At 72.1% G+C, this 22,977-nt stretch carries 22 protein-coding genes; 10 read left to right on the top strand and 12 right to left on the bottom strand.

Annotated elements, in window-relative coordinates:
• Positions 1 to 58: 58 nt before the first annotated feature.
• The gene (locus tag ACIP84_RS23325) at positions 59 to 1,039 is read right to left on the bottom strand and encodes a GNAT family N-acetyltransferase (protein WP_401799916.1); all 981 of its coding nucleotides are present in this window, start codon (positions 1,037 to 1,039) and stop codon (positions 59 to 61) included.
• An 85-nt stretch (positions 1,040 to 1,124) separates the two neighbouring features.
• Positions 1,125 to 2,174 carry a DUF3533 domain-containing protein gene (locus ACIP84_RS23320; RefSeq protein WP_401799914.1) on the bottom strand — a complete coding sequence of 350 codons (1,050 nt, stop codon included), beginning with the start codon at positions 2,172 to 2,174 and terminating at the stop codon, positions 1,125 to 1,127.
• Positions 2,175 to 2,344: 170 nt separating this feature from the next.
• On the opposite strand from ACIP84_RS23320, the gene ACIP84_RS23315 reads away from it, so the two are divergent.
• Positions 2,345 to 5,938 (top strand): DNA polymerase III subunit alpha, encoded by a 3,594-nt coding sequence (locus ACIP84_RS23315; RefSeq protein ID WP_401799911.1) that lies wholly within the window; start codon positions 2,345 to 2,347, stop codon positions 5,936 to 5,938.
• A 49-nt stretch (positions 5,939 to 5,987) separates the two neighbouring features.
• On the opposite strand, the gene ACIP84_RS23310 is transcribed toward ACIP84_RS23315, so the two are convergent.
• Positions 5,988 to 6,542 carry a Clp protease N-terminal domain-containing protein gene (locus tag ACIP84_RS23310; protein ID WP_355959406.1) on the bottom strand — a complete coding sequence of 185 codons (555 nt, stop codon included), beginning with the start codon at positions 6,540 to 6,542 and terminating at the stop codon, positions 5,988 to 5,990.
• Positions 6,542 to 6,751 carry a helix-turn-helix domain-containing protein gene (locus tag ACIP84_RS23305; RefSeq protein ID WP_030315760.1) on the bottom strand — a complete coding sequence of 70 codons (210 nt, stop codon included), beginning with the start codon at positions 6,749 to 6,751 and terminating at the stop codon, positions 6,542 to 6,544. The genes ACIP84_RS23310 and ACIP84_RS23305 overlap by 1 nt, the downstream gene beginning before the upstream one ends.
• A 161-nt stretch (positions 6,752 to 6,912) precedes the next feature.
• On the opposite strand from ACIP84_RS23305, the gene ACIP84_RS23300 reads away from it, so the two are divergent.
• Positions 6,913 to 7,917 carry a DNA polymerase thumb domain-containing protein gene (locus ACIP84_RS23300; RefSeq protein WP_401799908.1) on the top strand — a complete coding sequence of 335 codons (1,005 nt, stop codon included), beginning with the start codon at positions 6,913 to 6,915 and terminating at the stop codon, positions 7,915 to 7,917.
• Between the two features lie 180 nt (positions 7,918 to 8,097).
• Complete coding sequence (locus ACIP84_RS23295) at positions 8,098 to 8,967, top strand: alpha/beta fold hydrolase (protein ID WP_355959403.1); 870 nt, start codon at positions 8,098 to 8,100, stop codon at positions 8,965 to 8,967.
• 179 nt (positions 8,968 to 9,146) lie between these two features.
• On the opposite strand, the gene ACIP84_RS23290 is transcribed toward ACIP84_RS23295, so the two are convergent.
• Positions 9,147 to 10,181 (bottom strand): lytic polysaccharide monooxygenase, encoded by a 1,035-nt coding sequence (locus ACIP84_RS23290; RefSeq protein WP_401799905.1) that lies wholly within the window; start codon positions 10,179 to 10,181, stop codon positions 9,147 to 9,149.
• A 214-nt stretch (positions 10,182 to 10,395) separates the two neighbouring features.
• Here ACIP84_RS23290 and ACIP84_RS23285 point away from each other — a divergent pair, with 214 nt between their 5' ends.
• Positions 10,396 to 11,814, top strand: a complete 1,419-nt coding sequence (locus ACIP84_RS23285; protein ID WP_401799903.1) for an HNH endonuclease — start codon at positions 10,396 to 10,398, stop codon at positions 11,812 to 11,814.
• A gap of 99 nt (positions 11,815 to 11,913) precedes the next feature.
• Here ACIP84_RS23285 and ACIP84_RS23280 read toward each other — a convergent pair whose 3' ends face one another.
• Positions 11,914 to 12,582 (bottom strand): response regulator, encoded by a 669-nt coding sequence (locus ACIP84_RS23280; protein ID WP_030315770.1) that lies wholly within the window; start codon positions 12,580 to 12,582, stop codon positions 11,914 to 11,916.
• A gap of 135 nt (positions 12,583 to 12,717) precedes the next feature.
• Between ACIP84_RS23280 and ACIP84_RS23275 the strand changes: the two genes are divergently transcribed.
• From ACIP84_RS23275 to ACIP84_RS23255, 5 genes are all read left to right on the top strand, one after another.
• Positions 12,718 to 13,701, top strand: coding sequence for a Bug family tripartite tricarboxylate transporter substrate binding protein (locus ACIP84_RS23275; RefSeq protein WP_401799900.1), 984 nt, complete (start codon positions 12,718 to 12,720; stop codon positions 13,699 to 13,701).
• Positions 13,698 to 14,243 (top strand): tripartite tricarboxylate transporter TctB family protein, encoded by a 546-nt coding sequence (locus tag ACIP84_RS23270; protein WP_401799898.1) that lies wholly within the window; start codon positions 13,698 to 13,700, stop codon positions 14,241 to 14,243. The genes ACIP84_RS23275 and ACIP84_RS23270 overlap by 4 nt, the downstream gene beginning before the upstream one ends.
• Positions 14,244 to 14,246: 3 nt before the next feature.
• Positions 14,247 to 15,743, top strand: a complete 1,497-nt coding sequence (locus ACIP84_RS23265) for a tripartite tricarboxylate transporter permease (protein WP_401799896.1) — start codon at positions 14,247 to 14,249, stop codon at positions 15,741 to 15,743.
• Positions 15,740 to 16,201, top strand: a complete 462-nt coding sequence (locus ACIP84_RS23260; protein WP_401799893.1) for a GNAT family N-acetyltransferase — start codon at positions 15,740 to 15,742, stop codon at positions 16,199 to 16,201. The genes ACIP84_RS23265 and ACIP84_RS23260 overlap by 4 nt, the downstream gene beginning before the upstream one ends.
• A gap of 76 nt (positions 16,202 to 16,277) precedes the next feature.
• Positions 16,278 to 16,808: a DUF6299 family protein gene (locus ACIP84_RS23255; RefSeq protein ID WP_401799890.1), complete on the top strand. Its 531-nt coding sequence runs from the start codon at positions 16,278 to 16,280 to the stop codon at positions 16,806 to 16,808.
• A 75-nt stretch (positions 16,809 to 16,883) separates the two neighbouring features.
• Here ACIP84_RS23255 and ACIP84_RS23250 read toward each other — a convergent pair whose 3' ends face one another.
• Both ACIP84_RS23250 and ACIP84_RS23245 read right to left on the bottom strand, forming a co-directional pair.
• Positions 16,884 to 17,363 carry a DUF402 domain-containing protein gene (locus ACIP84_RS23250; protein WP_266964402.1) on the bottom strand — a complete coding sequence of 160 codons (480 nt, stop codon included), beginning with the start codon at positions 17,361 to 17,363 and terminating at the stop codon, positions 16,884 to 16,886.
• Positions 17,344 to 18,267 carry a GNAT family N-acetyltransferase gene (locus tag ACIP84_RS23245; protein WP_401799887.1) on the bottom strand — a complete coding sequence of 308 codons (924 nt, stop codon included), beginning with the start codon at positions 18,265 to 18,267 and terminating at the stop codon, positions 17,344 to 17,346. Before ACIP84_RS23245 ends, ACIP84_RS23250 begins: the two co-directional genes overlap by 20 nt.
• 73 nt (positions 18,268 to 18,340) lie before the next feature.
• On the opposite strand from ACIP84_RS23245, the gene ACIP84_RS23240 reads away from it, so the two are divergent.
• A complete protein-coding gene (locus ACIP84_RS23240; protein ID WP_055599231.1) occupies positions 18,341 to 18,715 on the top strand; it encodes a GntR family transcriptional regulator in 375 nt (124 codons plus the stop codon).
• Positions 18,716 to 18,731: 16 nt separating this feature from the next.
• Here the strand turns inward: ACIP84_RS23240 and ACIP84_RS23235 are convergent, their stop codons facing one another.
• The 4 genes from ACIP84_RS23235 to ACIP84_RS23220 all read right to left on the bottom strand — a co-directional run bounded on the left by ACIP84_RS23235 (position 18,732) and on the right by ACIP84_RS23220 (position 22,664).
• Positions 18,732 to 19,841, bottom strand: coding sequence for a DUF5925 domain-containing protein (locus tag ACIP84_RS23235; protein ID WP_355959389.1), 1,110 nt, complete (start codon positions 19,839 to 19,841; stop codon positions 18,732 to 18,734).
• 92 nt (positions 19,842 to 19,933) lie between these two features.
• Positions 19,934 to 20,698 carry a polysaccharide deacetylase family protein gene (locus ACIP84_RS23230; RefSeq protein ID WP_401800044.1) on the bottom strand — a complete coding sequence of 255 codons (765 nt, stop codon included), beginning with the start codon at positions 20,696 to 20,698 and terminating at the stop codon, positions 19,934 to 19,936.
• Between the two features lie 86 nt (positions 20,699 to 20,784).
• Positions 20,785 to 21,837 carry a glycosyltransferase family 2 protein gene (locus ACIP84_RS23225; protein WP_401799883.1) on the bottom strand — a complete coding sequence of 351 codons (1,053 nt, stop codon included), beginning with the start codon at positions 21,835 to 21,837 and terminating at the stop codon, positions 20,785 to 20,787.
• Positions 21,834 to 22,664 carry a glycosyltransferase family 2 protein gene (locus ACIP84_RS23220; protein WP_355959387.1) on the bottom strand — a complete coding sequence of 277 codons (831 nt, stop codon included), beginning with the start codon at positions 22,662 to 22,664 and terminating at the stop codon, positions 21,834 to 21,836. Before ACIP84_RS23220 ends, ACIP84_RS23225 begins: the two co-directional genes overlap by 4 nt.
• Positions 22,665 to 22,977: the final 313 nt, after the last annotated feature.

Below are 22,977 nucleotides of genomic sequence, written 5' to 3'. Positions count from 1 at the left end.
ACGACGGCGCCGCCCCGTGCGAGGAGGCACGGGGCGGCGCGCTGTCACCCTGACCGCGTCAGAGGGCGCGGGTGAACTCCAGCCGGTCGGCGAAGTTCACGTACCCGGCGCGCTCGAAGGCCTTGGCCATCGCCACGTTCGCGGCGTCGCAGTCCCCGCGGATCTCGGTGGCCCCGGCACCGACCAGGACGCGCGTGCCCCGGACCACGACCGAGGTGGCGTACCCCTTGCCCCGGTGGGCGGGGGCGACGCCGACGAAACCGATGACCGGAACGCTGGGGTTCTCGGCGGGCAGGCTGATCACGGCGACGGTGCCGTCCGCGTCGTAGCCGAGCTCCCACCACGTGGGCTCGTGCTTCAGCTCGGCCGTCTCCTCGAAGAGCAGCTCGGCCGCGCGCCGGGCGCCGTGCTGCCGTACGTCGGCCGCGAGGCGGGCGTCGGCGGTGTCGGCGAGCAGCTCGGCGAGGACCGCGACGAAGGGCTCGGAGCCGAGTTCGGCGAGCGAGCGGAAGGTCAGCCGGGGGTCGTCGGCGGGCAGCCCGTCCGGCGCGCCGGACGGCTCAGGTCCGGCGCCACCCGTTCCGGTCGCGGTGGGGATCCGGAGGCTGAACCTGCGGCCGTCGCGGATCACTGCGTACCCGGACGCCCGCAGCAGCTCGCCCCGCTGCTCCGGGTTCCGCTGGAACTGCGGGGCCTGTGCCGGGGAGTCGACGACGTGCTCCAGCTCCGCCGCGCCCAGCTCCCGGGCCTTGACGGCGGCCGCGTCGAGCAGCGCGGCGGCGGTCTCCGGGGCGTCCTCAGGCGCCTCGAACAGCACCAGCGCGAGGGGGACCTCGTGCCCCGGGATGGTCCACAGCACGACGCTGCCGGTGAGCCGGCCGTCGCCGTCCTCGGCGACCAGGCACCACTCGGGCCGGGTGCACCCGCTGTCGAGGAGCTGGGTGAGGTACGCGCGGGTGGCGGCGTTGCGCTCGGCGTCGCCGGGGTGCTCGACCAGGGCGGGGAGTTCGTCGGGACGGGCGGGGCGAACAGAAGTCACGGAGGGCCTTGTCGGTTCGGGGAAAGGTCGGTGCTGCACCGCGAACGTAACGGCCGATGAGCCGGCGGGCCAGGGGTTTTGGGCGTCAGTGGATCCGCGCGCCGCTCGCGGGGTCGACCTCGTCCGCGATCGGCTCCGACTCGGGCTCGCGCTTCAGGGAGGACATCGCCAGGGTGACGACCACGCCGACGACCGCCCAGGCCGAGAGGACCAGCATCGAGCTCGTCATGTCGTTGCCCTTGAAGTACGCGATCGAGCGCGCCGCCCAGGTGCCGGCGCCCGGTGGCAGGGCGGGGCCGATCGCGTTCCAGAACGGCGGCAGCATCGGCAGCGGGAAGGCGCCGCCCGCGCTGGGGTTGCCCGCGACCACGATGAGCAGGATCGCCAGGCCGATGCCGACGATCCCGAAGACCGACTGCAGGGCGAGGGTGGCGGCGCCGACGGCGAAGACGACCAGCGTCCCGAGCCCCCACAGGGCGGCGACGCTGCCGGGCAGGGCGCCCAGGATCGGACCGACGATGACCGCGCCGCCGAGCCCGCCGAGGACCGAGTAGACCGCGAGGACCCCGAGGCGGATGATGGCGCGTTCCCGGTTCGCGGGCCGGGAGCCCGCGCTGATGGCCAGGATCGCGGCGCAGATGTAGCCGCCGACGCACCAGCCGACGACGAGGTAGAAGGCCGAGAGCCCGTCGAAGTCCTCCGATGAGGCGGGGGCCACGTCGACGGTCCGTACGGTGCGCTGCTGGGTCGCCTCCACCCGGGTGAGGATCGTCTCCAGGGCCGAGGAGAGCACGGTGCCGCCGCCGGAGGCCACGAGCAGGGTGTCGGTGCGGCCGGTGGGATCGACGATCAGGGCGCCGTCGATGTCCCGGTTCAGGATCTGGTTCCGCGCGGTGGCCTCGTCGGCGACCGTACGGGGGGCGAGCGGGGCGCCGGGGAGCCGGTCCAGCTGTCCGACGAGCTGTGTGGAGACCTGGTCCGGTGCGACGACGCCGAAGGGGACGTCCCTCGGCTTGGGGTGGTGCAGGGCGCCGACGTACGAGGTGATGAACAGCAGCTGGAGGGCGAAGACGCCGATGACGAGGAGGGCGGCTCGGGGGGTGACGGCGCTTTTCAGTTCGTCGACGAGGCTCATGCCCCCACGCTCCGGGGCAGGGGGTGTTTCCGCAGGTGGGATGCGCCCGAATGGTTGACCGGAGGACGACCCGGCACGCTTATCGTACGGACGTTCGAAATGGGCTAAGGTGAGGAACGAGGGGGTGGGAACGTACGTACGATTTCGATGCGGGAGCCGGGAGGTGCGCCATGCCGGGGTTCACGCATCTGCACACCGCATCGGGCTACTCCCTGCGCTACGGCGCCTCCCACCCCGAACGACTGGCCGCGCGTGCCGCCGAGCGCGGCATGGACGCGCTCGCCCTGACCGACCGCGACACCCTCGCGGGCACGATCCGCTTCGCGAAGGCCTGCGCGAAGGAGGGGGTCCGCCCCCTGTTCGGCGTCGACCTCGCCTACGAGGCGACGGCGCCCGGGCCGGGACCGGGACAGCCCGGAGCAGGCGCGGGGCACGCGCCGTCGTCCGCGGCCGGCGGCGGCCCCCGGGGCGCCGGACGGGCGCCCGGCCGCGGCCCGCAGGACATCCGGCGGGTCCCCGTCCGCGGCGGCGCCTTCGTCGACGAGTCCGCGCCCCGCGCCCTCTTCCTCGCCCGCTCCCGTGCCGGCTGGGCCTCGCTCTGCGCGATGATCAGCGCCGCCCACGCCGGAGGAGGGGAGCGGCCCCTGCTGCCCTGGTCCGCCCTGCGCGACGACGACGTCTTCGTCCTCCTCGGCCCCGGCTCCGACGTCGGACGGGCCCTCGCCGCCGGCCGCCCCGACCGGGCCGTCCGGCTGCTCGCGCCCTGGCGCGACCGGTACGGCGACGCGCTGCGCCTCGCGGCCGTCGACCACGGGCGCTCCGGCACCGGGCCCGGCTCCCTGCGGCTCGCCGCCCGTACCGTCGGCTTCGCCGCGGAGCAGGGCGTCCGGCCGGTCCTCAGCAACGCCGTCCGGTACGCCGACCCCGGCCAGGGCCCGGTGGCCGACGTCCTCGACTCCGCCCGCCGCCTCGTCCCCGTCGACCCCCGCAAGGAACTCGACAGCGGCGCCGCCTGGCTCAAGGGAGCCGGCGACATGCTGGCCGCCGCCGAGCGGATCGTCGAGGCCGCCGGCTTCCGCCGGGACACCGCCCACCGGCTCCTCGAACAGACCGCGACGGTCGCCGCCGCCTGCCTGGTCGACCCCGAGGACGACCTCGGCATCGGCTCCGCGCACTTCCCCGAACCCCACCTCGTCGGCGCCGAGCACCGCACCGCCCAGCGCGTCCTCGCCTCCCGCGCCGCCGCCGGCATGATCCTCAAGGGGTACGAGAGACGGGGCGCCTACTGGGACCGGATGCACCGCGAGCTGGACGTCATCGCCCACCACCGCTTCGCCCCCTACTTCCTGACGGTCGCCCAGGTCGTCGACGACGTACGGGAGATGGGTATCCGGGTCGCCGCCCGCGGCTCCGGTGCCGGCTCCCTCGTCAACCACCTCCTCGGCATCGCCCACGCCGACCCGGTCGAGCACGGCCTCCTCATGGAGCGCTTCCTCTCCAAGCGCCGCACCGTCCTGCCCGACATCGACATCGACGTGGAGTCCGCCCGCCGGCTCGAGGTCTACCGGGCGATCATCGACCGCTTTGGCACCGCACGCGTCGCCGCCGTCTCCATGCCCGAGACCTACCGGGTCCGCCACGCGGTACGGGACGTGGGCGCGGCCCTCTCCATGGATCCCGCCGAGATCGACCGGGTCGCGAAGGCCTTCCCGCACATCCGCGCCCGCGACGCCCTCGCCGCCCTCGACGAACTGCCCGAGCTGCGCGAACTCGCCGGCGAACGGCAGAGGTTCGGAAAGCTCTGGGAGCTGGTCGAGGCCCTCGACGCGCTGCCGCGCGGCACCGCCATGCACCCCTGCGGGGTCCTGCTCTCGGACGCCTCGCTGCTCGCCCGCACCCCCGTGGTGCCCACCAGCGGCGAGATCCCCCTGGGTCCTGGGGGCCCGGGAGGCGCCCCCTTCCCCATGTCCCAGTTCGACAAGGAGGACGTGGAGGACCTCGGGCTGCTCAAGCTCGACGTCCTCGGGGTCCGCATGCAGTCCGCGATGGCCCACGCCGTCGCCGAGGTCGAGCGGGCCACCGGCACCCGCCCGGACATCGACGCGGTCCCGGAGGGCGACCCCGAGACCTACCGGCTCATCCGCTCCACCGAGACCCTCGGCTGCTTCCAGATCGAGTCGCCGGGCCAGCGCGACCTGGTCGGCCGGCTCCAGCCCGCCACCTTCCACGACCTCGTCGTCGACATCTCGCTCTTCCGGCCGGGCCCGGTCGCCGCCGACATGGTCCGCCCCTTCATCGAGGCCCGGCACGGCCGCGCGCCCGTCCGCTACCCGCACCCCGACCTGGAGGAGACGCTGCGGGAGACGTACGGCGTGGTCGTCTTCCACGAGCAGATCATCGAGATCGTACGGATCATGACCGGCTGCGGCCGCGACGAGGCCGACCAGGTGCGGCGCGGGCTCTCGGACCCGGAGTCGCAGGGCCGGATCAGACTCTGGTTCGCCCGGGAGGCCTCGGCGCGCGGATACGCGGACGAGGTCGTGGCCCGTACCTGGGAGATCGTGGCGGCCTTCGGCTCGTACGGCTTCTGCAAGGCGCACGCGGTGGCCTTCGCCGTACCGACGTACCAGTCCGCCTGGCTCAAGGCACACCACCCGGCCGCCTTCTACGCCGGGCTGCTCACCCACGACCCCGGTATGTACCCCAAGCGGCTGCTGCTCGCGGACGCGCGGCGGCGGGGTGTGCCGGTGCTGCCGCTGGACGTGAACCGGTCGGCGGTCGCCCACCGTATCGAACTGGTGTCTGAATCCACGGTGCGGTGGGGGCTCCGGCTGGGCCTCACCGACGTCCACGGCATCAGCGAGGCCGAGGGCGCGCGGATCGAGGCCGGGCAGCCGTACGCCTCCCTCCTCGACTTCTGGGAGCGGGCCCGCCCCCGCACCCCCGTCGCCGAACGGCTCGCCCAGGTCGGCGCGTTGGACGCCTTCGGCGCCAACCGCCGCGACCTCCTCCTGCACCTCACCGAGCTCCGGCGCATCCAGCGGGGAGCCGCCTCGCACGGCGGTCAACTCCCGCTCGCCCAGGGCGGGAAGACCGCCCCCGTCGGCCTGCCCGACCTCGACGAGACGGAACGCCTCAGCGCCGAGCTCGGCATCCTCGGCATGGACGCCTCCCGCCACCTCATGGGCGACCACCACGCCTTCCTCCGCGAACTCGGCGTCGTCTCCGCCCAGCGGCTCCGTGAGACCCCGCACGGCAGGACCGTCCTCGTCGCGGGCGCCAAGGCCGCCACCCAGACCCCGCCGATCCGCTCCGGCAAGCGCGTCATCTTCACCACCCTCGACGACGGCACCGGCCTGGTCGACCTCGCCTTCTTCGACGACGCCCACGAGCGCTGCGCCCACACCGTCTTCCACTCCTGGCTGCTGCTGGTCAGGGGAGTGGTGCAGCGGCGCGGCCCGCGCAGCGTCAGCGTGGTCGGCGCCGCCGCCTGGAACCTCGCCGAACTCGTCGAACTCCGGGCGTCCGGCGGCCTGGACGCGGTGGGGGAGCGCCTCGCCGAACCCGCCGAGCCGACGACCGCGCCCGCCACGGCCGGCGGGAACGGCGCCGCCGCCCCCGCCGGCGGGCGCGGCGACTCCGGCCGGCGCATCACGATGCCCACGGGGTACGAGATGAACCCCTGGGCCGACCTCAAGCCGGCGGGTGAAGGGACTCCGAGTGGACGGAAGCTGTGGCACAGCAGCCCGGGTTCGGCGGGCTGAGCCGCTCCACGGGACGGACCGCCGCGGATCAGGCGGTCGCCGTCCCCGATCAGGCGGTCGCCGCTCCGGAGACCGCCGTGTCGACGGACGCGTAGGTCACCCCGTGGTCGGCCAGGACCTCCGCGACGACCCCGCCGGTCGTGGTGAGCGCGAGCAGGATGTGCTCGTCGCCGATCTCCCGGTCCTTGCGGGCCAGCGTCACGCGGAGGGACTTCTCCAGGACGGTCTTGGCCTCCCGCGAGAAGGACCGGCGACCCGACCACCACCCGGAGCCCTTGCGGTCGCCCGCCAGCGCGCCCTCGCCGTGGGTCTCCTCCACCCGCGCCACGATCGCGCCGACATCGATGCCGAGGTCCGCCAAGGCCTCCTCGTCCGCGCGGGAGAGTCCCGCCCGGCGCCGGGCGTCGGTCAGCGCGGCCACCAGGGACGGCCGGCGGTCCGGCGGGCACAGCGTGCGCAGCGCGCCCGCCGCCCGGGTGCCCTCCCCGTCGAGCAGGGCGAGGAGCAGGTGCTCCGGGGTGACGACCGCCGCGCCGCCCCTCTCCGCGTGCTCGGCCGCGCCCTTCACCACGGTGCGCGCGGCCTTCGTGAACCGTTCGAACATCACTGCCTCCCGTACTTCTTGTGGACGGCCTGTCGGCTGACACCCAGTTCGGTCGCGATCTCCTGCCACGACCACCCCTGGTTGCGCGCACTGCGCACCTGGACGGCTTCCAGCTGTTCGAGCAGTCGCCGCAGGGCGGAGACGGCCCGCAGTCCGACCCGTGGGTCGCGGTCGCCGGCCCGTGCGGCGAGATCGGTCGCATCGGTCATGACGTCAACTTACGTTGACAAACCCTCTTGCGTCAACCACGGTTGACACTCAAACGACTCGCACAAACATTCGAACATGCTCTAGGCTGGGAGAACGGGAAGGGATGTTCACGGACAAACCCCCCAGGGTTGAACAGGGACACGAGACGGAGGAGCGCGACATGATCCTCTGTGTACGGTTCCGGCTGGAGACCCCTGATTCCGGAGCCGCCCCCGCTTCCGGCGCTTCCGGAAGGGGAGGGGCCGAGACCCTGCTCCCCCCGCTGATCGACCTGCTCACCGAGTTCACCCCCGTCGTCGAGGCCGCCCCGCCCTACGAGGCGCTCGCCGACGTACGGGGTGCGCTGCGCTACTTCGACCGGAGCCCGGCCGAGCTCGCCTCGGTGATCCGGGTCAGGGCCCTCGCCCTGTACGGCGTCGACTGCGTCATCGGCGCCGGCCCCAACCCGATGCTGGCCCGGATGGCCGCGAGCGAGGCACGGCCCGGCGCCACCCTGGTCGTCGACGACCCCACCGCCTTCCTGCGGGACCGGCCGGTCGTCGCGCTCGACGGCGTCGGCCGCGCCACCGCCCGTACCCTCTGCGGCTACGGACTCGACTCCGCCGGCCGCGTCGCGGACGCGCCGCTCGCCGTGCTCCAGCGGCTCGTCGGCGCGAAGGCCGGCCGTGAGCTGTGGGAACGGGCCCGGGGCATCGACCGCACCCCCGTCGTCCCGAACGCGGCCTCCCGGTCGGTCGCGGCCGAACGCTTCTTCCCGCGCGACGAGACCGACCGGACGCAGCAGCGCCGGGCCCTCCTCTCGCTCGCCGAAGAACTGGGCGCCCGGCTGCGCACGGAGGGGCAGGTGTGCCGCGCGCTCGCCGTCACCGTGCGGTACGCGGACCGGACCACGACCACCCGGAGCCGTACGCTGCCCGAACCCACCGCCCACTCGGCGGCGCTCACCACCCTCGCGTACGCCGTCCACGGCTCCTTCGGCCTCCAGCGGGCCCGGGTGCGGGGCATCGCCCTGCGCGCCGAGGGGCTCGCGGGGGCGGAGGGCGCGGCACACCAGCTGTCCCTGGACCCGGCGGACGAGAAGGCCCGGCGGATCGAGGCGGTGGCGGACAAGGCACGGGCGAAATTCGGTCCGCGGGCGGTACTGCCGGGATCGCTGGCGGCCTGAAGGCCCTTCTCTCACGCTCCTGTGACGACACATCACTTTTTACCGACGCGTAACTTCCCAGCCATGGCTACCCGTGCGTAGCTTGGCTGAAGCGCATCCCCACCGCGCATCCCCACTTGTGGTCCGGACCGCAGGGCGTAGCACCCCCACCATCCCCTTGAGCCGCAAGGAGATCGCCCGATGCTGCCCTGGAAACACGCCCTCAGAGCACTGTCCGTCCTACTGCTGGCCGCCGCCGCCACCCTCGCACCCACCACCGCCGCCTCGGCCCGAGCCGAGACCGCCACCACCAGTCGGGGCTGGAACGACTACTCCTGCAAGCCCTCCGCCGCGCACCCGCGACCCGTCGTCCTGGTCCACGGAACCCTCGGGAACTCCGTCGACAACTGGCTCGTCCTCGCGCCCTACCTGGTCAACCGCGGTTACTGCGTCTTCTCGCTCGACTACGGCCAGCTGCCGAACGTGCCGTTCTTCCACGGCCTCGGCCCCATCGAGGCCTCCGCCGGACAGCTCGACACCTACGTCGACCGCGTCCTCGCCGCCACCGGCGCCCCCGAGGTGGACATCGTCGGACACTCGCAGGGCGGCATGATGCCGCGCTGGTACCTCAAGTTCCTCGGCGGGGCCGCGAAGGTGAACGCGCTCGTCGGGATCGCCCCCGACAACCACGGCACCACCCTGCTCGGCCTCACCAGGCTCCTGCCGTACTTCCCCGGCGCCGAGGACCTGATCAAGGCCAACACCCCGGGGCTCGCCGACCAGATCGCCGGCTCGCCGTTCATCACCAAGCTCAACCAGGGCGGCGACACCGTGCCCGGGGTCCGCTACCACGTCATCGCGACCCAGTACGACGAGGTGGTCACCCCCTACCGCTCGCAGTTCCTGAGCGGCCCGAACGTCACCAACGTCCTGATCCAGGACAAGTGCGCACTCGACCTGTCGGAGCACGTAGCGATCGGCACGGTGGACCGGGTCACCTTCCACGAGGTGGAGAACGCACTCGACCCGGCCCACGCCACCCCGACCACCTGCCTCTCGGTGATCGGCTAGTCCCGCTAGCCCTGTCGTCAGACTCCCGTCTGCCCCGCGACGCCACGCACGCGCTCTCGCCGCACCGGGCACAAGCCCGAGTACGTCCAGTACGAGGACTTGCGCCCGGCACGCCGAGAGCACGCACCTGACGCCGCGGGGCCGCCCTTCGGGCGACGACGGGAGTCTGACGACAGGGCCTAGCCCTGGGTACGCCGCCGGCGCGCCGAACCGAAGAGCACGGCCGCGCCGATCGCGAGCACGGCGGCGCCACCGACCGCGAGATACGGGGTGGTGGCGTCGCCACCGGTCTCGGCGAGCACCTCACCGGAGCCGGAGCCCGAACCGGCGGCGGGAGCAGGCGCGTTGGGCGCGGCGGAGGAGGCCTCGTCCGCCGGAGCGGTCGGCGTCTCGTGCCCCGCCCCGTGGCTCGGCTCCTGGCTCGGCTCCTGGCTCGGCTCGGGGGCGGCCGCGGTCTCCTCCGGACCCGTGGAGGCGTCACCGTCCCCGTGCCCGCCGTGCTCGACCGAGGACTCGTCCTGACCGTCCTCGATCTGCTCGTCGCTCGGCGCGGAGGCGGTCGGCGCCGGCGCCGTGCCGCCGCCGCTGTCCTTCCCGAACACCACGTCCGAGCAGGTGTAGAAGGCCTCGGGGGAGTCGGAGCGCTGCCAGACCGAGTAGATCAGGTGGCGGCCGGACTTCTGCGGCACCGTGCCCTGGAACACGTAGTCGCCGCTCTCCATCCGCGGGTCGGTCACCGTGGCGAACGGCTTGGCCTCCAGGTCCGACCACTTCAGCGGCTTCGACGGGTCGTACCCGTCCTTCGTCACGTACAGCTCGAACGAACCCCGGTGCGGCGCGGTCCCCTTGTAACGGAAGGTGTGCGCCCCGGAGTCCATCGGACTCGCCGGCCAGTCGGCCCGAGCGAGGTCGAGCCCCCGGTACTTGTCGTTCCCCGCGCTGCACAGCTTGCCGTCCGGGATCAGCTCACGGTGCTTCCCGGCGGCGTTGGCGATGTTCACCGCGTTCCAGTCGTAGAACGCCTGCGTCCCACTCGCCGCCACGGCCGCCTTGCAGGCCGCCGACTTCGGCGACTCGGGCCCCTCCGCATAACAGGCCGAGACCCGGCTCACCGGATCGGTCATCGACCCATGCGCGAACGCGGGCGCGGAGGCGAGCCCGGAGAGAGCCAGCACCGCGGTGGCGGTGACGGCGGCGGTACGGCGAGAAGTCATGGGGGGACAGCTCCTTCACGAGGGTGAGGTGGGGGGACGCCCAGAAAACTAGCCGCCCCGAACAGCGAAGAAGCCGCTGGAGACCGGGAAGTGGCGATCCTTAGGACCCCTTTAAGGCAGAGGAAAGAAGCGCCTGAGGAACGTTGTTCTCGGGAGCCTGTCAGTGCCTTGTGATGGGATGAGCGATGGGGCACACGATGCTGAGGAGGCAGATGTGACAGAGGCAGAAGCGGATCTGGTCCGCCGTGTGCGGAACCTTGCACCGGCGCAGCGCGCGGGGGGTCCCAGCCTCCATCGGCCGCTGCTGTTGCTGTGGGCGTTGGGTCAAGCGGTGGACGGAAAGCCGCGCCACCAGTCGTGGACGCAGATACGTGATTCCGTGATGCCTTTGCTGGCCACCTATGCGGACGGGAAGGGGAGCCAAGCCGTCATCTACCCCTTCTGGGCCCTTCGGAACAACGGCCTCTGGGAGGTGGAAGAGGGAGAGGGCCTCCCGCTCACCAGCGGAGGGAGGCGCCCGACGCTGACGGCCTTGAACGAAGCAAACCCCACGGCCGGGTTGCCGAAGGTCGACCATGACCTGCTGACGCAGGACTGGGCCCTGACGGCACGGGTCGCCGGCAGCCTGTTGCTGCGCTTCTTCCCGCAGGCCATGGAAGAAGTGGCACAGGCCGCGGGCCTGGAGAAGCTCCTGGCCGGTGGCATTGATGGTGCTCTGCGCCCCAGAGTGGGCGAGCTGTACAAGAACAGAACGGCCATCGCGGCGGTCTACGGGGGCAACAAGGTGGCTGGCATCACGCCTCTTGAGGACAGGCTTCTGAGTGTCTTCTCGGACGACAAGGGCCCGTACGACGACAGCCGCATTCCCGGCATGGACTGGATCGCCTACACCGGGGACGGCTTGAGTGGCGATCAGAGCATGACCGCAGGCAATAAGTCGATGGCCGCGTACCAGGCCGAGCAGCGAGCCTTGCGGTACTGGCACAAGCCGCACGGCGGTGACTTCACGTTTGAGACCTGGGCCGTCATCGTCCAGTGCCGTAGGCGCTGGGGCATCGGCGTGGACGGCCGGCGCAGGCGAGAGTACGTCTGGATCCTCGCTCCCGTTGCGTCTCCGCTGCGCGAGACGTGGCCTGCCGAGGTGGTGGACGCCCTGCATGCTGACGACCTCACGGTGCGGGACGACCTCGACCTCGAACCCTCTGATGTCGAGACCGATGAATCCACCGGAGCCCCGAGCAAGATGGAGCGCTACCGGAAGCTTTCAGCAGCGGCACGACGTACGGCTGCGACGCGGGTGGAACGAACGAAGCTGACCACGGTGGAACGTCACTTGCGATCGGTGCACGCCCGAGATGCAGTGATACTGCGGAGCGACGGGCACTGCGAGAACCCGGAGTGCCTGGGACATCCGCTGGAACGGACCGACAAGGGAGCCCCCCTGCTGGAAGTCGATCACGTCACCCAGCTCAGCGACGGTGGCGCTGACACGCCTGACATCATGATTGCTCTCTGCCCCAACTGCCATGCGCTCAAGACTCGCGGCAGTGGGAGACGCGAGCTCAGCCGAAAGCTCCTTCGCCGCGCGCGCGAGCTGCATGACGCTCTCTCCGGGGGAGAGGCGCGGCGCTAGCAACTGCGGCCATGAGCGCCGCCGTCCCCTGGCGTCCGTCGGCGGTCTCGTGACGCATCTGAACGGGCTTCGGCTCGCTCAGCGCCAGAGCCGAGGGCGTCAGCCCAGGCGGCGGTAGCGGCGTTCCGGGCGGCCCGTGCCGCCGTAGCGCAGGGTGATCTCCGCTCGGCCCGTTTCCGCGAAGTACTCCAGGTAGCGGCGGGCGCTCACGCGGGACAGGGAGCCGGCTTCCGCGCATTCCGTGGCCGAGAGGCCTTCCGGGTGGGCGCGGAGGACGGAGTCGACCAGGTCGGCCGTGTGGGCGGCCAGGCCCTTGGGGAGTTCCCGGGAGCCGCGGGGGCGGGTGCCGAAGATCTGGTCGACGTCCTCCTGGCGGGCCTCGTCGAGTTCGTCGAGGCGGCTGCGCAGCGAGGCCACGTGGCGGAGCTGCTCGTGCAGCGCCGCCTGGCTGAACGGCTTGATCAGATAGTGCAGCGCCCCCGCCCGCAGCGCCTCGCGGATCGTGCCCACGTCCCGGGCCGCCGTGATGAACAGCGCGTCCATGCCCAGGCCCGCCGCGCGCAGCTCCCGCAGTACCTGGATGCCGTCCATGTCCGGCAGGAACACGTCGAGGAGCACCAGGTCGGGCCTGAGCCGCTCGGCCGCGCGCAGGGCGTCGGCGCCGTTGTGCGCGACCCCGGACACCGTGAAGCCCGCCACCGCCGACACATAGCGGCAGTGCAGCTTGGCGACCATGAAGTCGTCGTCCACCACCAGCACGTTCGTCACGACGACCCACGCTAGGTCCCGACCACAACGACCACAACGTCCGTTGGTTGCGGAAGAGAGACAGCTTCTTAACGCGAGGGCAACATGTGGGCCACCTCACATCCCCTTTTCCCCTACAGCTGAGAGGCGGCACACGTGCGGTTGCGCACCCCCTTCGCCCTCCTCGGGGCCGCGCTCCTGGTGCTGGTGGGTCCGCCGCTGCTCAGTCCCGGCAGCGGTTCCGACACCGGCACCCGGATACCCGGCCTGCGTTTCATGGTCCCCAACACTCCCGGCGGCGGTTACGACATCACCGCCCGCACCGCCGCCAAGAACGCCGAGGAGGCGGACCTCACCGGCGACATCGAGGTCTTCAACCTGCCCGGCGCGGGCGGCACCGTCGGCCTCACCCGCCTCGTCGGCGAACGCGGCAACGGCCGCCTCGCCATGTCCATGGGGCTCGGCGTCGTCGGCGCCGTCCACACCAACGAGACCCCCAGGACCCTCGCCGACACCACCCCGATCGCCCGGCTCACCGAGGAGCAGGACATCGTCGTGGTCGGCAAGGACTCCCCGTACAAGACCATCGACGAGCTGCTCACGGCCTGGAAGAACAACCCCGGCAAGCTCCCCGTCGGCGGCGGCTCCTCGCCCGGCGGCCCCGACCACCTCGCCCCGATGCTGATGGCCCAGGCCGCCGGCATCGCCCCCAGGGACGTCAACTACGTCCCCTTCGACGGCGGCGGCGAGCTCCTCGCGTCCATCCTCGGCGACAAGGTCGCCTTCGGCGTCTCGGGCGTCGGCGAGTACCTCGACCAGATCAAGGCCGGGGAGCTGCGGCTCCTCGCCGTGACCGGCCCGAAGCGCGTCCCCGGCCTCGACGCCCCCACCCTCCGCGAGGCCGGTCTCGACACCGAGTTCACCAACTGGCGCGGCATCGTCGCCCCGCCCGGCCTCTCCGACGCCGAGCGCGAGAAGCTCGTCACCCTGGTGACCGAGCTGCACGACTCCCCGCAGTGGCGCGAGTCGCTGAAGACCCACGGCTGGAACGACGCCTTCCTGCCCGGCGACGAGTTCGGCACCTTCCTCGCCGAGCAGGACCGCCGCGTCGGCTCCGTACTGAAGGAGCTCGGACTGTGAGCACCGAATCCGAGACCACCCCGACGGTGAACGGCAAGAGCGGCAACCTCGCCTCCTGGTGGCGCGAGCGGTCCGAACTCGGCGTCGGCGTCCTGCTGTTCATCCTGGGCGTCCTCGTCCTCACCGACGCCCTCACCCTCGACGCCGATCTCGCCGGCCGCGGCCCCGTCGGCCCCGCCACGGTCCCCCTCGTCGTCGGCTGCGGACTGCTCGTCGTCGCCGTCCTCCTCTCCGTCGACGTCCTGCGCGGCGGCCGCGGCGAGGCCGAGGCCGGTGAGGACGTCGACCTGACGGAGCCCGCCGACTGGCGCACGGTCCTGCTCCTCGCCGGTGTCTTCCTCGCCTTCGCCGTCCTCATCGGCCCCGTCGGCTTCCCCGTCGCCGGAGCGCTCCTCTTCTGGGGCGCGGCGTACGCCCTCGGCAGCCGCCACTTCCACCGCGACCCGCTGATCGCGGCCGCCCTCTCGCTCCTGACCTACGCCGTCTTCGACAAGCTGCTCGGCGTCCCGCTGCCCGGCGGTCCGCTGATGGGAGTGATCTGACCCATGGATTCCCTGAACTCCCTCATCGACGGCTTCGGCACCGCCCTCACCCCGATGAACCTGCTGTGGGCCGCCATCGGCGTGCTCCTCGGCACCGCCATCGGCGTCCTGCCCGGCATCGGCCCCGCCATGGCCGTGGCCCTGCTGCTCCCGGTGACGTACGGCCTCGAACCGACCGGCGCGTTCATCATGTTCGCCGGCATCTACTACGGCGCGATGTTCGGCGGCTCCACCACCTCGATCCTCCTCAACACCCCCGGGGAGAGCGCGGCCGTCGTCGCCGCCATCGAGGGCAATCCGATGGCCAAGGCGGGCCGGGGCGCGCAGGCGCTCGCCGCGGCCGCCATCGGCCACTTCGCCGGCGGCATGATCGGCACGATCCTGCTCGTCGTCCTCGCCCCGACGGTCGCCGCGCTCGCCGTCGACATCGGCGCCCCCGACTACCTCGCCCTGATGGTCCTCGCCTTCATCGCGGTGACCTCGGTCCTCGGGTCCTCCCGCATCCGCGGTCTCGCCTCCCTCCTCATCGGCCTCACGATCGGTCTGGTCGGCCTGGACCAGATGACCGGGCAGCAGCGCCTCACCTTCGGTTCGCTCCAGCTCGCCGACGGCGTCGACGTCGTCATCGTGGCGGTCGGGCTCTTCGCGATCGGCGAGGCCCTGTGGGTCGCGGCGCACCTGCGCCGCACGGCGGGGGAGGCCATCCCGGTCGGCCGTCCCTGGCTGGGTGGGGACGATGTGAAGCGCACCTGGAAGTCCTGGCTGCGCGGCCCGTTCATCGGTTTCCCGTTCGGCGCGATCCCGGCCGGCGGCGCGGAGATCCCGACCTTCCTGTCGTACGTGACGGAGAAGCGTCTCTCGAAGCACAGGGATCAGTTCGGCAAGGGGGCGATCGAGGGCGTCGCGGGACCCGAGTCGGCGGCCTCGGCCTCGGCGGCCGGGACGCTCGTCTCGATGCTGACCCTCGGGCTGCCGACGACGGCCGTCGCCGCCGTGATGCTGGCCGCGTTCCAGCAGTACGGCATCCAGCCCGGCCCGCTGCTCTTCGAGCGGGAGCCCGAGCTGGTGTGGGGGCTCATCGCCTCGCTGTTCGTCGGCATGGTGCTGCTGCTGGCGCTCAACCTGCCGCTCGCCCCCGTCTGGGCCAAGCTGCTGCGCATCCCCCGCCCGTACCTCTACGCCGGCATCCTCTTCTTCGCCGCCGTCGGTGCGTACGCGGTCGGCGGCGAGGCCCTCGACCTGGTCATCCTGCTGGTCATCGGCCTGATCGGACTCGGCATGCGGAGGTACGGACTCCCGGTCCTGCCGGCCGTCATCGGGGTCATCCTCGGCCCGGCCGCCGAACAGCAGCTGCGCCGCGCCCTGCAGATCAGCGACGGTTCGGTGACCGGTCTGGTGAACACGCCGTTCTCGATCACCGTGTACGCGGTCGTCGTCCTCCTGCTCACCTGGCCGCTGCTGAGGAAGGTGGTGGTCCGGCGCCGTAACGTGGCGGCATGACAGAGGACACGCGTCTCGCGACGAGCACCGACGTGCCGAGGGTGAAGGCCGTGACCGACGCCGCCTATCACCACTACATCGACCGCATCGGTCTCGTACCGGCCCCGATGGAGGCGGACCACGCGGCGGACGTGGCCGCCGGGAGGGTGTTCGTCGCCGGTGACCCGGTGGTCGGCCTGGTGGTCCTCAGGACCGAGACCGACCACCTCTACCTCGACAACATCGCCGTCCACCCCGACGCCCAGGGCACCGGACTGGGGAGGCGGCTGCTGGCATTCGTGGAGTCCCGGGCGCGTGAGCTCGGGCTTCCCGAGGTCAGGCTGCTGACCAACGCGATGATGTGGGAGAACCAGAAGCTCTACGAGCGGTACGGCTATGAGGTCGTCGAGCGGCGCGTGGACGGACCATACGACCGTATTCACTACCGAAAGCTGCTCAACGCGCCCCCAGTTGGGTGAGTTTCAGCCGCATGGAGGCCTGATCCGGTATGCCTGGCGGGCAGTACCTTCCCCCCACCTCGAAGGGACCCCGCTCATGCGCGTCCGACTCGTCCTCGCCGCAGGCGTCCTGCTGGCCGCCGCCGCCGTCGCCCCTCTCGCCCACGCGGGAGGGGCCGACGGCCTCTCCGCCGGGCCCGCCCTCGACGGCCCCCTCCTGAACGGCCCGGTCCTCAACGGCCCCGTCCTCAACGGCTCCGTCCCCAACGCCCAGGGCCTCGGCAGCCGCGGGGCCGACGACCTCTCCGTCTACGGATACGGAACCGTCGGCGCCGACAGCACGGTGACGCTCTCCGGCATGTACCGCTGCCTCGACGACAGCGCAGGCCCCGTCTTCGTCAGCTCCACCCTCGTCCAGGGGAACCGTTCCGCCGGGATCGGCGGCACCCAGGCCGTCTGCGACGGACACCTCCACGAGTGGGTCAACACCTCCGTCGTGAAGGACCCCGCCTACCGGCCGGGCGCCGCCAGGGTGCGCGCCACCCTCATGCAGCTCACGGCCGGCGAGACGGGCCTGCCGGCGCCCGGCTTCCTCGCCGCCGAGGACGCGGCCGTCGAACTCCGCTGACGACACCCGGGCGTACGGCCGGCGGATTCGCCGTCGACGGCGGCCGGACTCCGGCCGCCGGGCCGCGCCGCCGCGCTAGCGCAGCAGCTCGATCAGGCCCTCGCGCCCCAGGACCTCCAGCTCGTCGAGGGCGACCACGGCGCACGCCGCCGCCTCCGGATCGGAGGCGGTGAGCCCGCTCGCCGCGAACTCGTCCTCGTCGAGCCGCAGCACCTCGCTGCCGTCCGCCGACACCCACAGGTCCAGGTCCAGGTCCTCGATCACCACACCGGAGCCGTCGATCACGGCCGGCCGGGTGATGTCGCAGTACCACCCCTTGAGGGCGCCCTCGGCGGACCACACCTCCTTGACCGTGAACCAGCGGTCGCTCCAGTAGTGCTCCACGAAGACGTCGCCCGGCTCGAACCGCACGAAGCCGAAGTCCCGCACCCCCTCGGCCGCCCACGGGGCACGCACCGAGAGCCGGGCGCCGTCCTCCGTGAGCACCTCCGCCGGGTAGCGGATCTTCGTCCGGCCCGCCTTCGTCAGGGTGACCTCAACCGATCGTCCGGACATGCCGTACCTCCCGCGCTCCGACCTCGTAACCGAACCACTTGTTGATCGCCAGCATCGGCTCGTTCCCGGTGTCGTTCCCGGTGAACGCCTCCGTGCAGCCCGCAGCCCGGGCCCGGTGCAGCGACGTGTTCTTGGCGAGCTTCGCGAGCCCGCGTCCCCGGAACGCCGGCGCGGTGCCGGTCATCCCCGAGTTGTACCGGCCGAGACCGTCCGTCTGCGCCGCGCTGAACGCCGCCGGTACGCCGTCCACCACCGCGACCGTCGTCAGCGCCCGGTCGAGGAGCGGGTGCTCCCAGGTGGTCGCCAGCCAGTGCGCGTAGTCGTCGAGCTCCGCGCCCACGTCGCCCGGCTCGTCGGCCGTCGTCAGCGCGTCCAGCTCGAAGAGCGGCCGGGGATCGGCCGCGAAGTCCTCGCCCGTGAGCAGTTCGACACCGGCCGGCGGCGCCTGCAGCGGCGGCAGCTCGGCGGTGGTGAGGTCGAGCCGGAGGAAGTAGGCGGAACGACGGGGGGAGTACCCCCGCCGCGCGGCCCAGGCGAGGTTCTCCGGCGCGTCCAGGACCCAGCTGTACAGGGTCCGCGCTCCCCGCTCGGCGAGGTGCTCCTCGGCGGCGCGCAGCAGCAGCGTCCCCGCGCCCTGTCCGAGGTGGGCGGGGTCCACGTACACGTTGGCGTAGCCGATCCCGGGCTCCGCCGCGTCGTGCGCGATGCCGACCTGGGCCGTCGCGACGATCCCGCCGGACTCGGTCACGGCGACGAGCGGGCGGTAGTGGCTGTCGGGGTGGGCGTGCGCCCAGTCGAAGACGAGCTGCTCGGCGGTGGACAGCATGTAGGGCAGGGCCGCCCGGCGCACCCGGGCGAAACCCTCGGCGTCCTCGGCGTGCACATCACGGACGATCACAGTCATGGGGTCGCACGCTACGGCCAGGGGACGCACCGCCGCCTCCCATTTTCCGGTGGGGTGGGGGCAGAATCGGCGGGTGACACTCACCATCGCCGTGGACCACGAATCCACCACCGCTCCGTACGAACAACTCCGTGCCCAGATCTCGGAGCGGGCCCGGTCGGGCAGACTGCCGGTCGGATACAAGCTGCCGACGGTACGAGGACTCGCGGAACAGCTGGGCCTCGCCGCGAACACGGTCGCCAAGGCGTACAAGGCGCTGGAGGCGGACGGGGTGATCGAGACGCGCGGCCGTCACGGCACCTTCGTCGCCGCCGCAGGCGACGCGGCCACCCGCCGGGCCGCGACCGCCGCCGCTCAGTACGCGGAGGAGGCCCGCCGTCTCGGTCTCAGCCGCGAGGCCGCGGAGGCCGCGATGAACGAGGCCCTGCGCGCGGCCTACGACAGCTGACACCGACGCACAGGACCTACAGGTACAGGCCCGCCCCCGCCGTGCGGGGTTCCGGGAGTTCCGCCGGGGGCGTGCCGCGCCGCAGGGCGAACAGCTCCGCCAGCGTCGCGCCCTCGCGCGGTACGTCCTCCGCGCGCCCGAGCCACTCCACGGACTCGGCCCGGGTCAGCGGTCCCACCTCGATCCGGGCCAGGCAGCGGCCCGGCCGGACCACGGCCGGGTGGAGCCGCTCCAGGTCCTCGTTGGTGGTGACGCCGACGAGGACGTTGCGCCCCTGGCCGAGCAGACCGTCCGTCAGGTTGAGCAGCCGGGAAAGCGCCTGACCCGCCGTGTGCTTCGCCTCGCCCCGGATCAGCTCGTCGCAGTCCTCCAGGAGCAGCAGGCGCCAGCGCCCCTTCGCCGTGCCCTCGTCCTCCCCGATGGCGATGTCCATCAGATAGCCGACGTCGTTGAAGAGCCGCTCCGGATCGAGGACGCAGTCCACCTGGCACCAGTCCCGCCAGGACCGGGCCAGGGTGCGCAGCGCGGACGTCTTGCCCGTGCCGGGCGGGCCGTGCAGCAGCAGGAGGCGGCCGGAGATCGACTCGGGCGTCACCTGCATCAGCCGGTCCATCGACTCGGCCACCGGCGCCGAGTAGTTGGGCCGGACCTCGTCCCAGGTCCCGGCGCTGATCTGCCGGGTCGTCCGGTGCGGGCCGCGCCGGGGGGACACGTACCAGAACCCCATCGTCACGTTCTCCGGCTGGGGTTCCGGGTCGTCCTTGGCCCCGTCGGTCGCCTCCTTCAGGATCCGCTCGGCGAGGTCGGAGTCGGCGGCCGTGACGGTGACGTCGGCGCCCCGGTTCCAGCGGGAGATCAGCAGCGTCCACCCCTCGCCCTCGGCGAGCACGGCGCTGCGGTCGTCGTCCTTCGCGGCCCGCAGCACGGTGGCGCCGGCGGGAAGGAGGGTCGCCTCGGGCCTGACCCGGTCCACGGTGGTGCTGTGCGAGTGCGGCTGCTCCCCGGTCGCGAAGCGGCCGAGGAACAGTGCGTCCACGACGTCCGCGGGCGAGTCGCTGTCGTCGAGGGTGAGCCGGATCGGCAGCGACCGCTGCGGCTCGGACGGTACCGGTGGGGTGTCAGCCATGGGCCCATGATCGGGCAACCGGGCATTCCGTGCACCGGGTTTTGAACGGGACGATTCCGCGGACGCCCGGCTCCCGGAGCCGGACCTGGGGCTCAGATCCAGTGACCCCGCGCCGCGCCCCGGGCGCGCCGCGCGAGCGCGTACCCCTTCGTCATGGCGCGGTCCACCGCGAAGGTACGGGCGACCGCCCGCCCCTCCACGAGCCGGGTGAACTCCTCCACGCCGGTGGACCGGCGCACGGTCACCCGCTCCAGGGCGTACGGCCCCTGGCGGCGTCTGGCCAGCGCGTTGCCCACGGCGAGCGCCTGGGTGAATCCGGCCTCCCGGACCGTACGGCGGACCCGGCGGCTGGAGTATCCGTACGGGTATGCGAAGGAGACCGGCGCCGTCCCGAGCTCCTCGCCGACGATCTCCCGGCAGCGCACCGTCTCGAACCGGAGCCGTCCCGGGTCGAGTTGGTCGAGCTGCGGGTGGGTGTGGCTGTGCCCGCCGATCTCCGTGCCCGCGTCGGCGAGTTCCCGCACCTGCGCCCAGTCGAGCATGGTGTCGAGCGCGCCACCCGTGTCGTGCCTGCCGCGCAGCCAGCCGGTGGAGACGAAGACGGTGCTCGCGAAGGAGTGCTCGGCGAGCACGGGGAGGGCGTGCCGGTGGACGCCCTCGTAGCCGTCGTCGAAGGTGACGAGGAGCGGCCGCGCGGGCAGCGGGCCGCCGGTGCGCCAGGCGGCGGCGAGCGCGGCGGTGGTCAGCGGGGTGAATCCCCGCTCGGCGACCACGTCCATCTGCGCGGCGAAGGCCTCGGGGGTGACGGAGAGGCCGAGGGTCGCGGGGGCGGGGTCGGGGTCGACGGCGTGGTACATGAGGATGGGGACGGGAGCGGCGGTCCTGTCGGTGTTCTCCGCGTTCTCGGGGCCGGCGCTGCCGTCGGTGCCGGCGGTGCTTTCGGTCACCTGGGCCCTCCCTCGGCGGCCAGGGCCTCGGCCTCGGGCGCCGCGGCGTCGTGACGTTCGATCGGACCCCAGGAGAACGTCGTTCCGTTCCTCCGGGCCCGCAGTGTCCCCAGCGCGTAGCCGCCGGCCGCGACCGTCACGCCGGTGACGATGGCGCCGGCGCGGCCCGCCCCGCCGGGGCGTCCGCGCAGTGCGTCGCGCATTCCGCGCAGGACTCCTGCGGGCAACACCCGTGTCGTGTAGCGCCGTTCCGACTCCAGACCCTTCTGCGCGCCGACGCTGCGGGCGACGAGCGCCTTCGACAGCCCCTCGGCGTAGACCCGGGTGCGGAAGTAGCCGAAGCGCTCGCGCGCGGCTGGCACCTTGTGGTGGATGACGGCCCGGTCGTCGATGAGCAGGATCGCCTCGGGCAGTGCCTTGGAGAGCCGGATGCAGAGCTCGGTCTCCTCGCCGCCGAGGGGCCGCCGGTCACCGTCCCGGCCGATTCCGGTGGCGAATCCGCCGGCCGCGTCGAAGGCCGTACGGCGGAAGGAGGCGTTGCCGCCGAGCACGTTGCGCACCGGGACGCGGCCCGGGGGCAGCCCCAGGTACGTACAGCCGACGACCCAGTCGAACTCCTCGGGGAACCAGGCCGGGCGGCGGCCGGAGGCCCAGGAGGGCAGCGTCCGGCCGCCGACGGCCATGACGCGCGGATCGTCGTAGGCCGCCGAGAAGTGGTGGAGCCAGTCCCGCTCGGCGACGGCGTCGTCGTCGAGGAAGGCCACGAACTCGCCGCGGGCGGCGACGATTCCGGTGTTGCGGCCGGCGGAGAGGCCGCGGGGGCCCGCGTTCGCGAGCACCCGCACCTCCTCGGTGAGCCGCTGTTCCGCGTACTCCTCGGTCAGCCGGGAGAGGAGCCGCTCGTTGTGGTCGACCACGAGCAGTGTCTCCAGGGCGGGCAGGGACTGCTTCCGTACGGAGTCGACGGCGGCGAGGATGTCCTCCCACCGCTCCTCCGTGTAGACGCAGATCACCACCGAGAAGCCGTGCGGGGTCGTGCGGTCGTTCAAGACGCCTCTCCCCGGGGGACGTTCACCGAGAACGGGGCCGGCCGGCGACGGGCGGCCTTGCTGACGGCCTTCTCCTTGAGGATGACCTTCAGGACCCGGATGCCGTCGCGCACGGCGTTGAGGTTGCTGACACCGTGGATGCGGTTGTATTCGTGGCTCGGAACCTCCTGCACCTTGAGGCCCGCCGTGACGACCCTGATGTTGATGAGGGTCTCGATCTCGAAGCCGGTGCAGTCGAGGGTGATCTTGTCGAGGCAGTGCCGCCAGAAGGCGTTGTAGCCGTAGCAGAGATCGGTGTACCGGGCGCCGAACTTGCGGTTGACGAGCGAGCAGAGAGCCCAGTTGCCCAGTCTGCGAATGGTCGTCATGTCGTCCGTGCCGCCGCCGTTGGCGAAACGGGAGCCCTTGGCGAAATCGGCACCGCCGACGAGGGCGGAGACGTACGAGACGATCTCCTGGCCGTCGGCCGAACCGTCCGCGTCGACCATGACGATGATGTCGCCGGTGCAGGCCGCGAATCCGCTGATCAGCGCGTCGCCCTTGCCCTTGCCGACCTGCTTGACCACCTTGACGTCCGGCCGGAGTTCGCGGGCGACGTCCACCGTGTTGTCCGTGGAATTTCCGTCGACGAGGACGACTTCGTGAATCCATTCCGGCAGTGTCTTGAACACGTACGGAAGATTTTCGGCTTCGTTCATCGCGGGAATGACAACACTCACCGGCGGAGTGATCGCCAGATGTGAGGTGATCGCCCGGTATTGGGCGGCTATTCGACTCGGCTCGGTCATTTCTTGGCCCGAGACGGATGGGCGCAGGAACGAGCTCATGGGTCTGGTTTCCCTCTCGTCCGGTGGGCCGCCCACCCCTTGGGCGGTCCGATGGTGTGTCCGGTTCGAAAGGGGGGTTCTCGCCATCCCGCACAGAACGATCACCTTGCGGGATCGGCGAGTTGGCATGTCTGGCCGCGCGGTACCCGCGACTCGGCGCACGTTCGAACACCGAGCACGGCACCCCCCTACCGCGCCCCGCCCCGGGACCATCAGCGACGCTAGAGCCCTCCCCTGAGCCGCTTTGCGTGATGGATCGGTGCGGGTGAGATGTACGACGGTATTGATGAATGGGACTGTATGGCAAGTCCCG

The sequence above is a fragment of the Streptomyces sp. NPDC088707 genome (genome assembly GCF_044752725.1).
Lineage (GTDB): Bacteria > Actinomycetota > Actinomycetes > Streptomycetales > Streptomycetaceae > Streptomyces.
Note: the sequence above shows the minus strand (reverse complement) of the source record. Positions and strands in the feature narration are given on the sequence as shown.

What these genes read in the sequence shown, in the direction of transcription:
- ACIP84_RS23255 (WP_401799890.1), top strand. Translation starts at nt 16,278, where the DNA reads ATGCGCGTCCGACTCGTCCTCGCCGCAGGCGTCCTGCTGGCCGCCGCC.
- ACIP84_RS23300 (WP_401799908.1), top strand. Translation starts at nt 6,913, where the DNA reads ATGATCCTCTGTGTACGGTTCCGGCTGGAGACCCCTGATTCCGGAGCC.
- ACIP84_RS23245 (WP_401799887.1), bottom strand. Translation starts at nt 18,267, where the DNA reads ATGACTGTGATCGTCCGTGATGTGCACGCCGAGGACGCCGAGGGTTTC.
- ACIP84_RS23230 (WP_401800044.1), bottom strand. Translation starts at nt 20,698, where the DNA reads ATGTACCACGCCGTCGACCCCGACCCCGCCCCCGCGACCCTCGGCCTC.
- ACIP84_RS23250 (WP_266964402.1), bottom strand. Translation starts at nt 17,363, where the DNA reads ATGTCCGGACGATCGGTTGAGGTCACCCTGACGAAGGCGGGCCGGACG.
- ACIP84_RS23295 (WP_355959403.1), top strand. Translation starts at nt 8,098, where the DNA reads ATGCTGCCCTGGAAACACGCCCTCAGAGCACTGTCCGTCCTACTGCTG.
- ACIP84_RS23290 (WP_401799905.1), bottom strand. Translation starts at nt 10,181, where the DNA reads ATGACTTCTCGCCGTACCGCCGCCGTCACCGCCACCGCGGTGCTGGCT.
- ACIP84_RS23310 (WP_355959406.1), bottom strand. Translation starts at nt 6,542, where the DNA reads ATGTTCGAACGGTTCACGAAGGCCGCGCGCACCGTGGTGAAGGGCGCG.
- ACIP84_RS23220 (WP_355959387.1), bottom strand. Translation starts at nt 22,664, where the DNA reads ATGAGCTCGTTCCTGCGCCCATCCGTCTCGGGCCAAGAAATGACCGAG.
- ACIP84_RS23315 (WP_401799911.1), top strand. Translation starts at nt 2,345, where the DNA reads ATGCCGGGGTTCACGCATCTGCACACCGCATCGGGCTACTCCCTGCGC.
- ACIP84_RS23265 (WP_401799896.1), top strand. Translation starts at nt 14,247, where the DNA reads ATGGATTCCCTGAACTCCCTCATCGACGGCTTCGGCACCGCCCTCACC.
- ACIP84_RS23320 (WP_401799914.1), bottom strand. Translation starts at nt 2,174, where the DNA reads ATGAGCCTCGTCGACGAACTGAAAAGCGCCGTCACCCCCCGAGCCGCC.
- ACIP84_RS23260 (WP_401799893.1), top strand. Translation starts at nt 15,740, where the DNA reads ATGACAGAGGACACGCGTCTCGCGACGAGCACCGACGTGCCGAGGGTG.
- ACIP84_RS23235 (WP_355959389.1), bottom strand. Translation starts at nt 19,841, where the DNA reads ATGGCTGACACCCCACCGGTACCGTCCGAGCCGCAGCGGTCGCTGCCG.
- ACIP84_RS23305 (WP_030315760.1), bottom strand. Translation starts at nt 6,751, where the DNA reads ATGACCGATGCGACCGATCTCGCCGCACGGGCCGGCGACCGCGACCCA.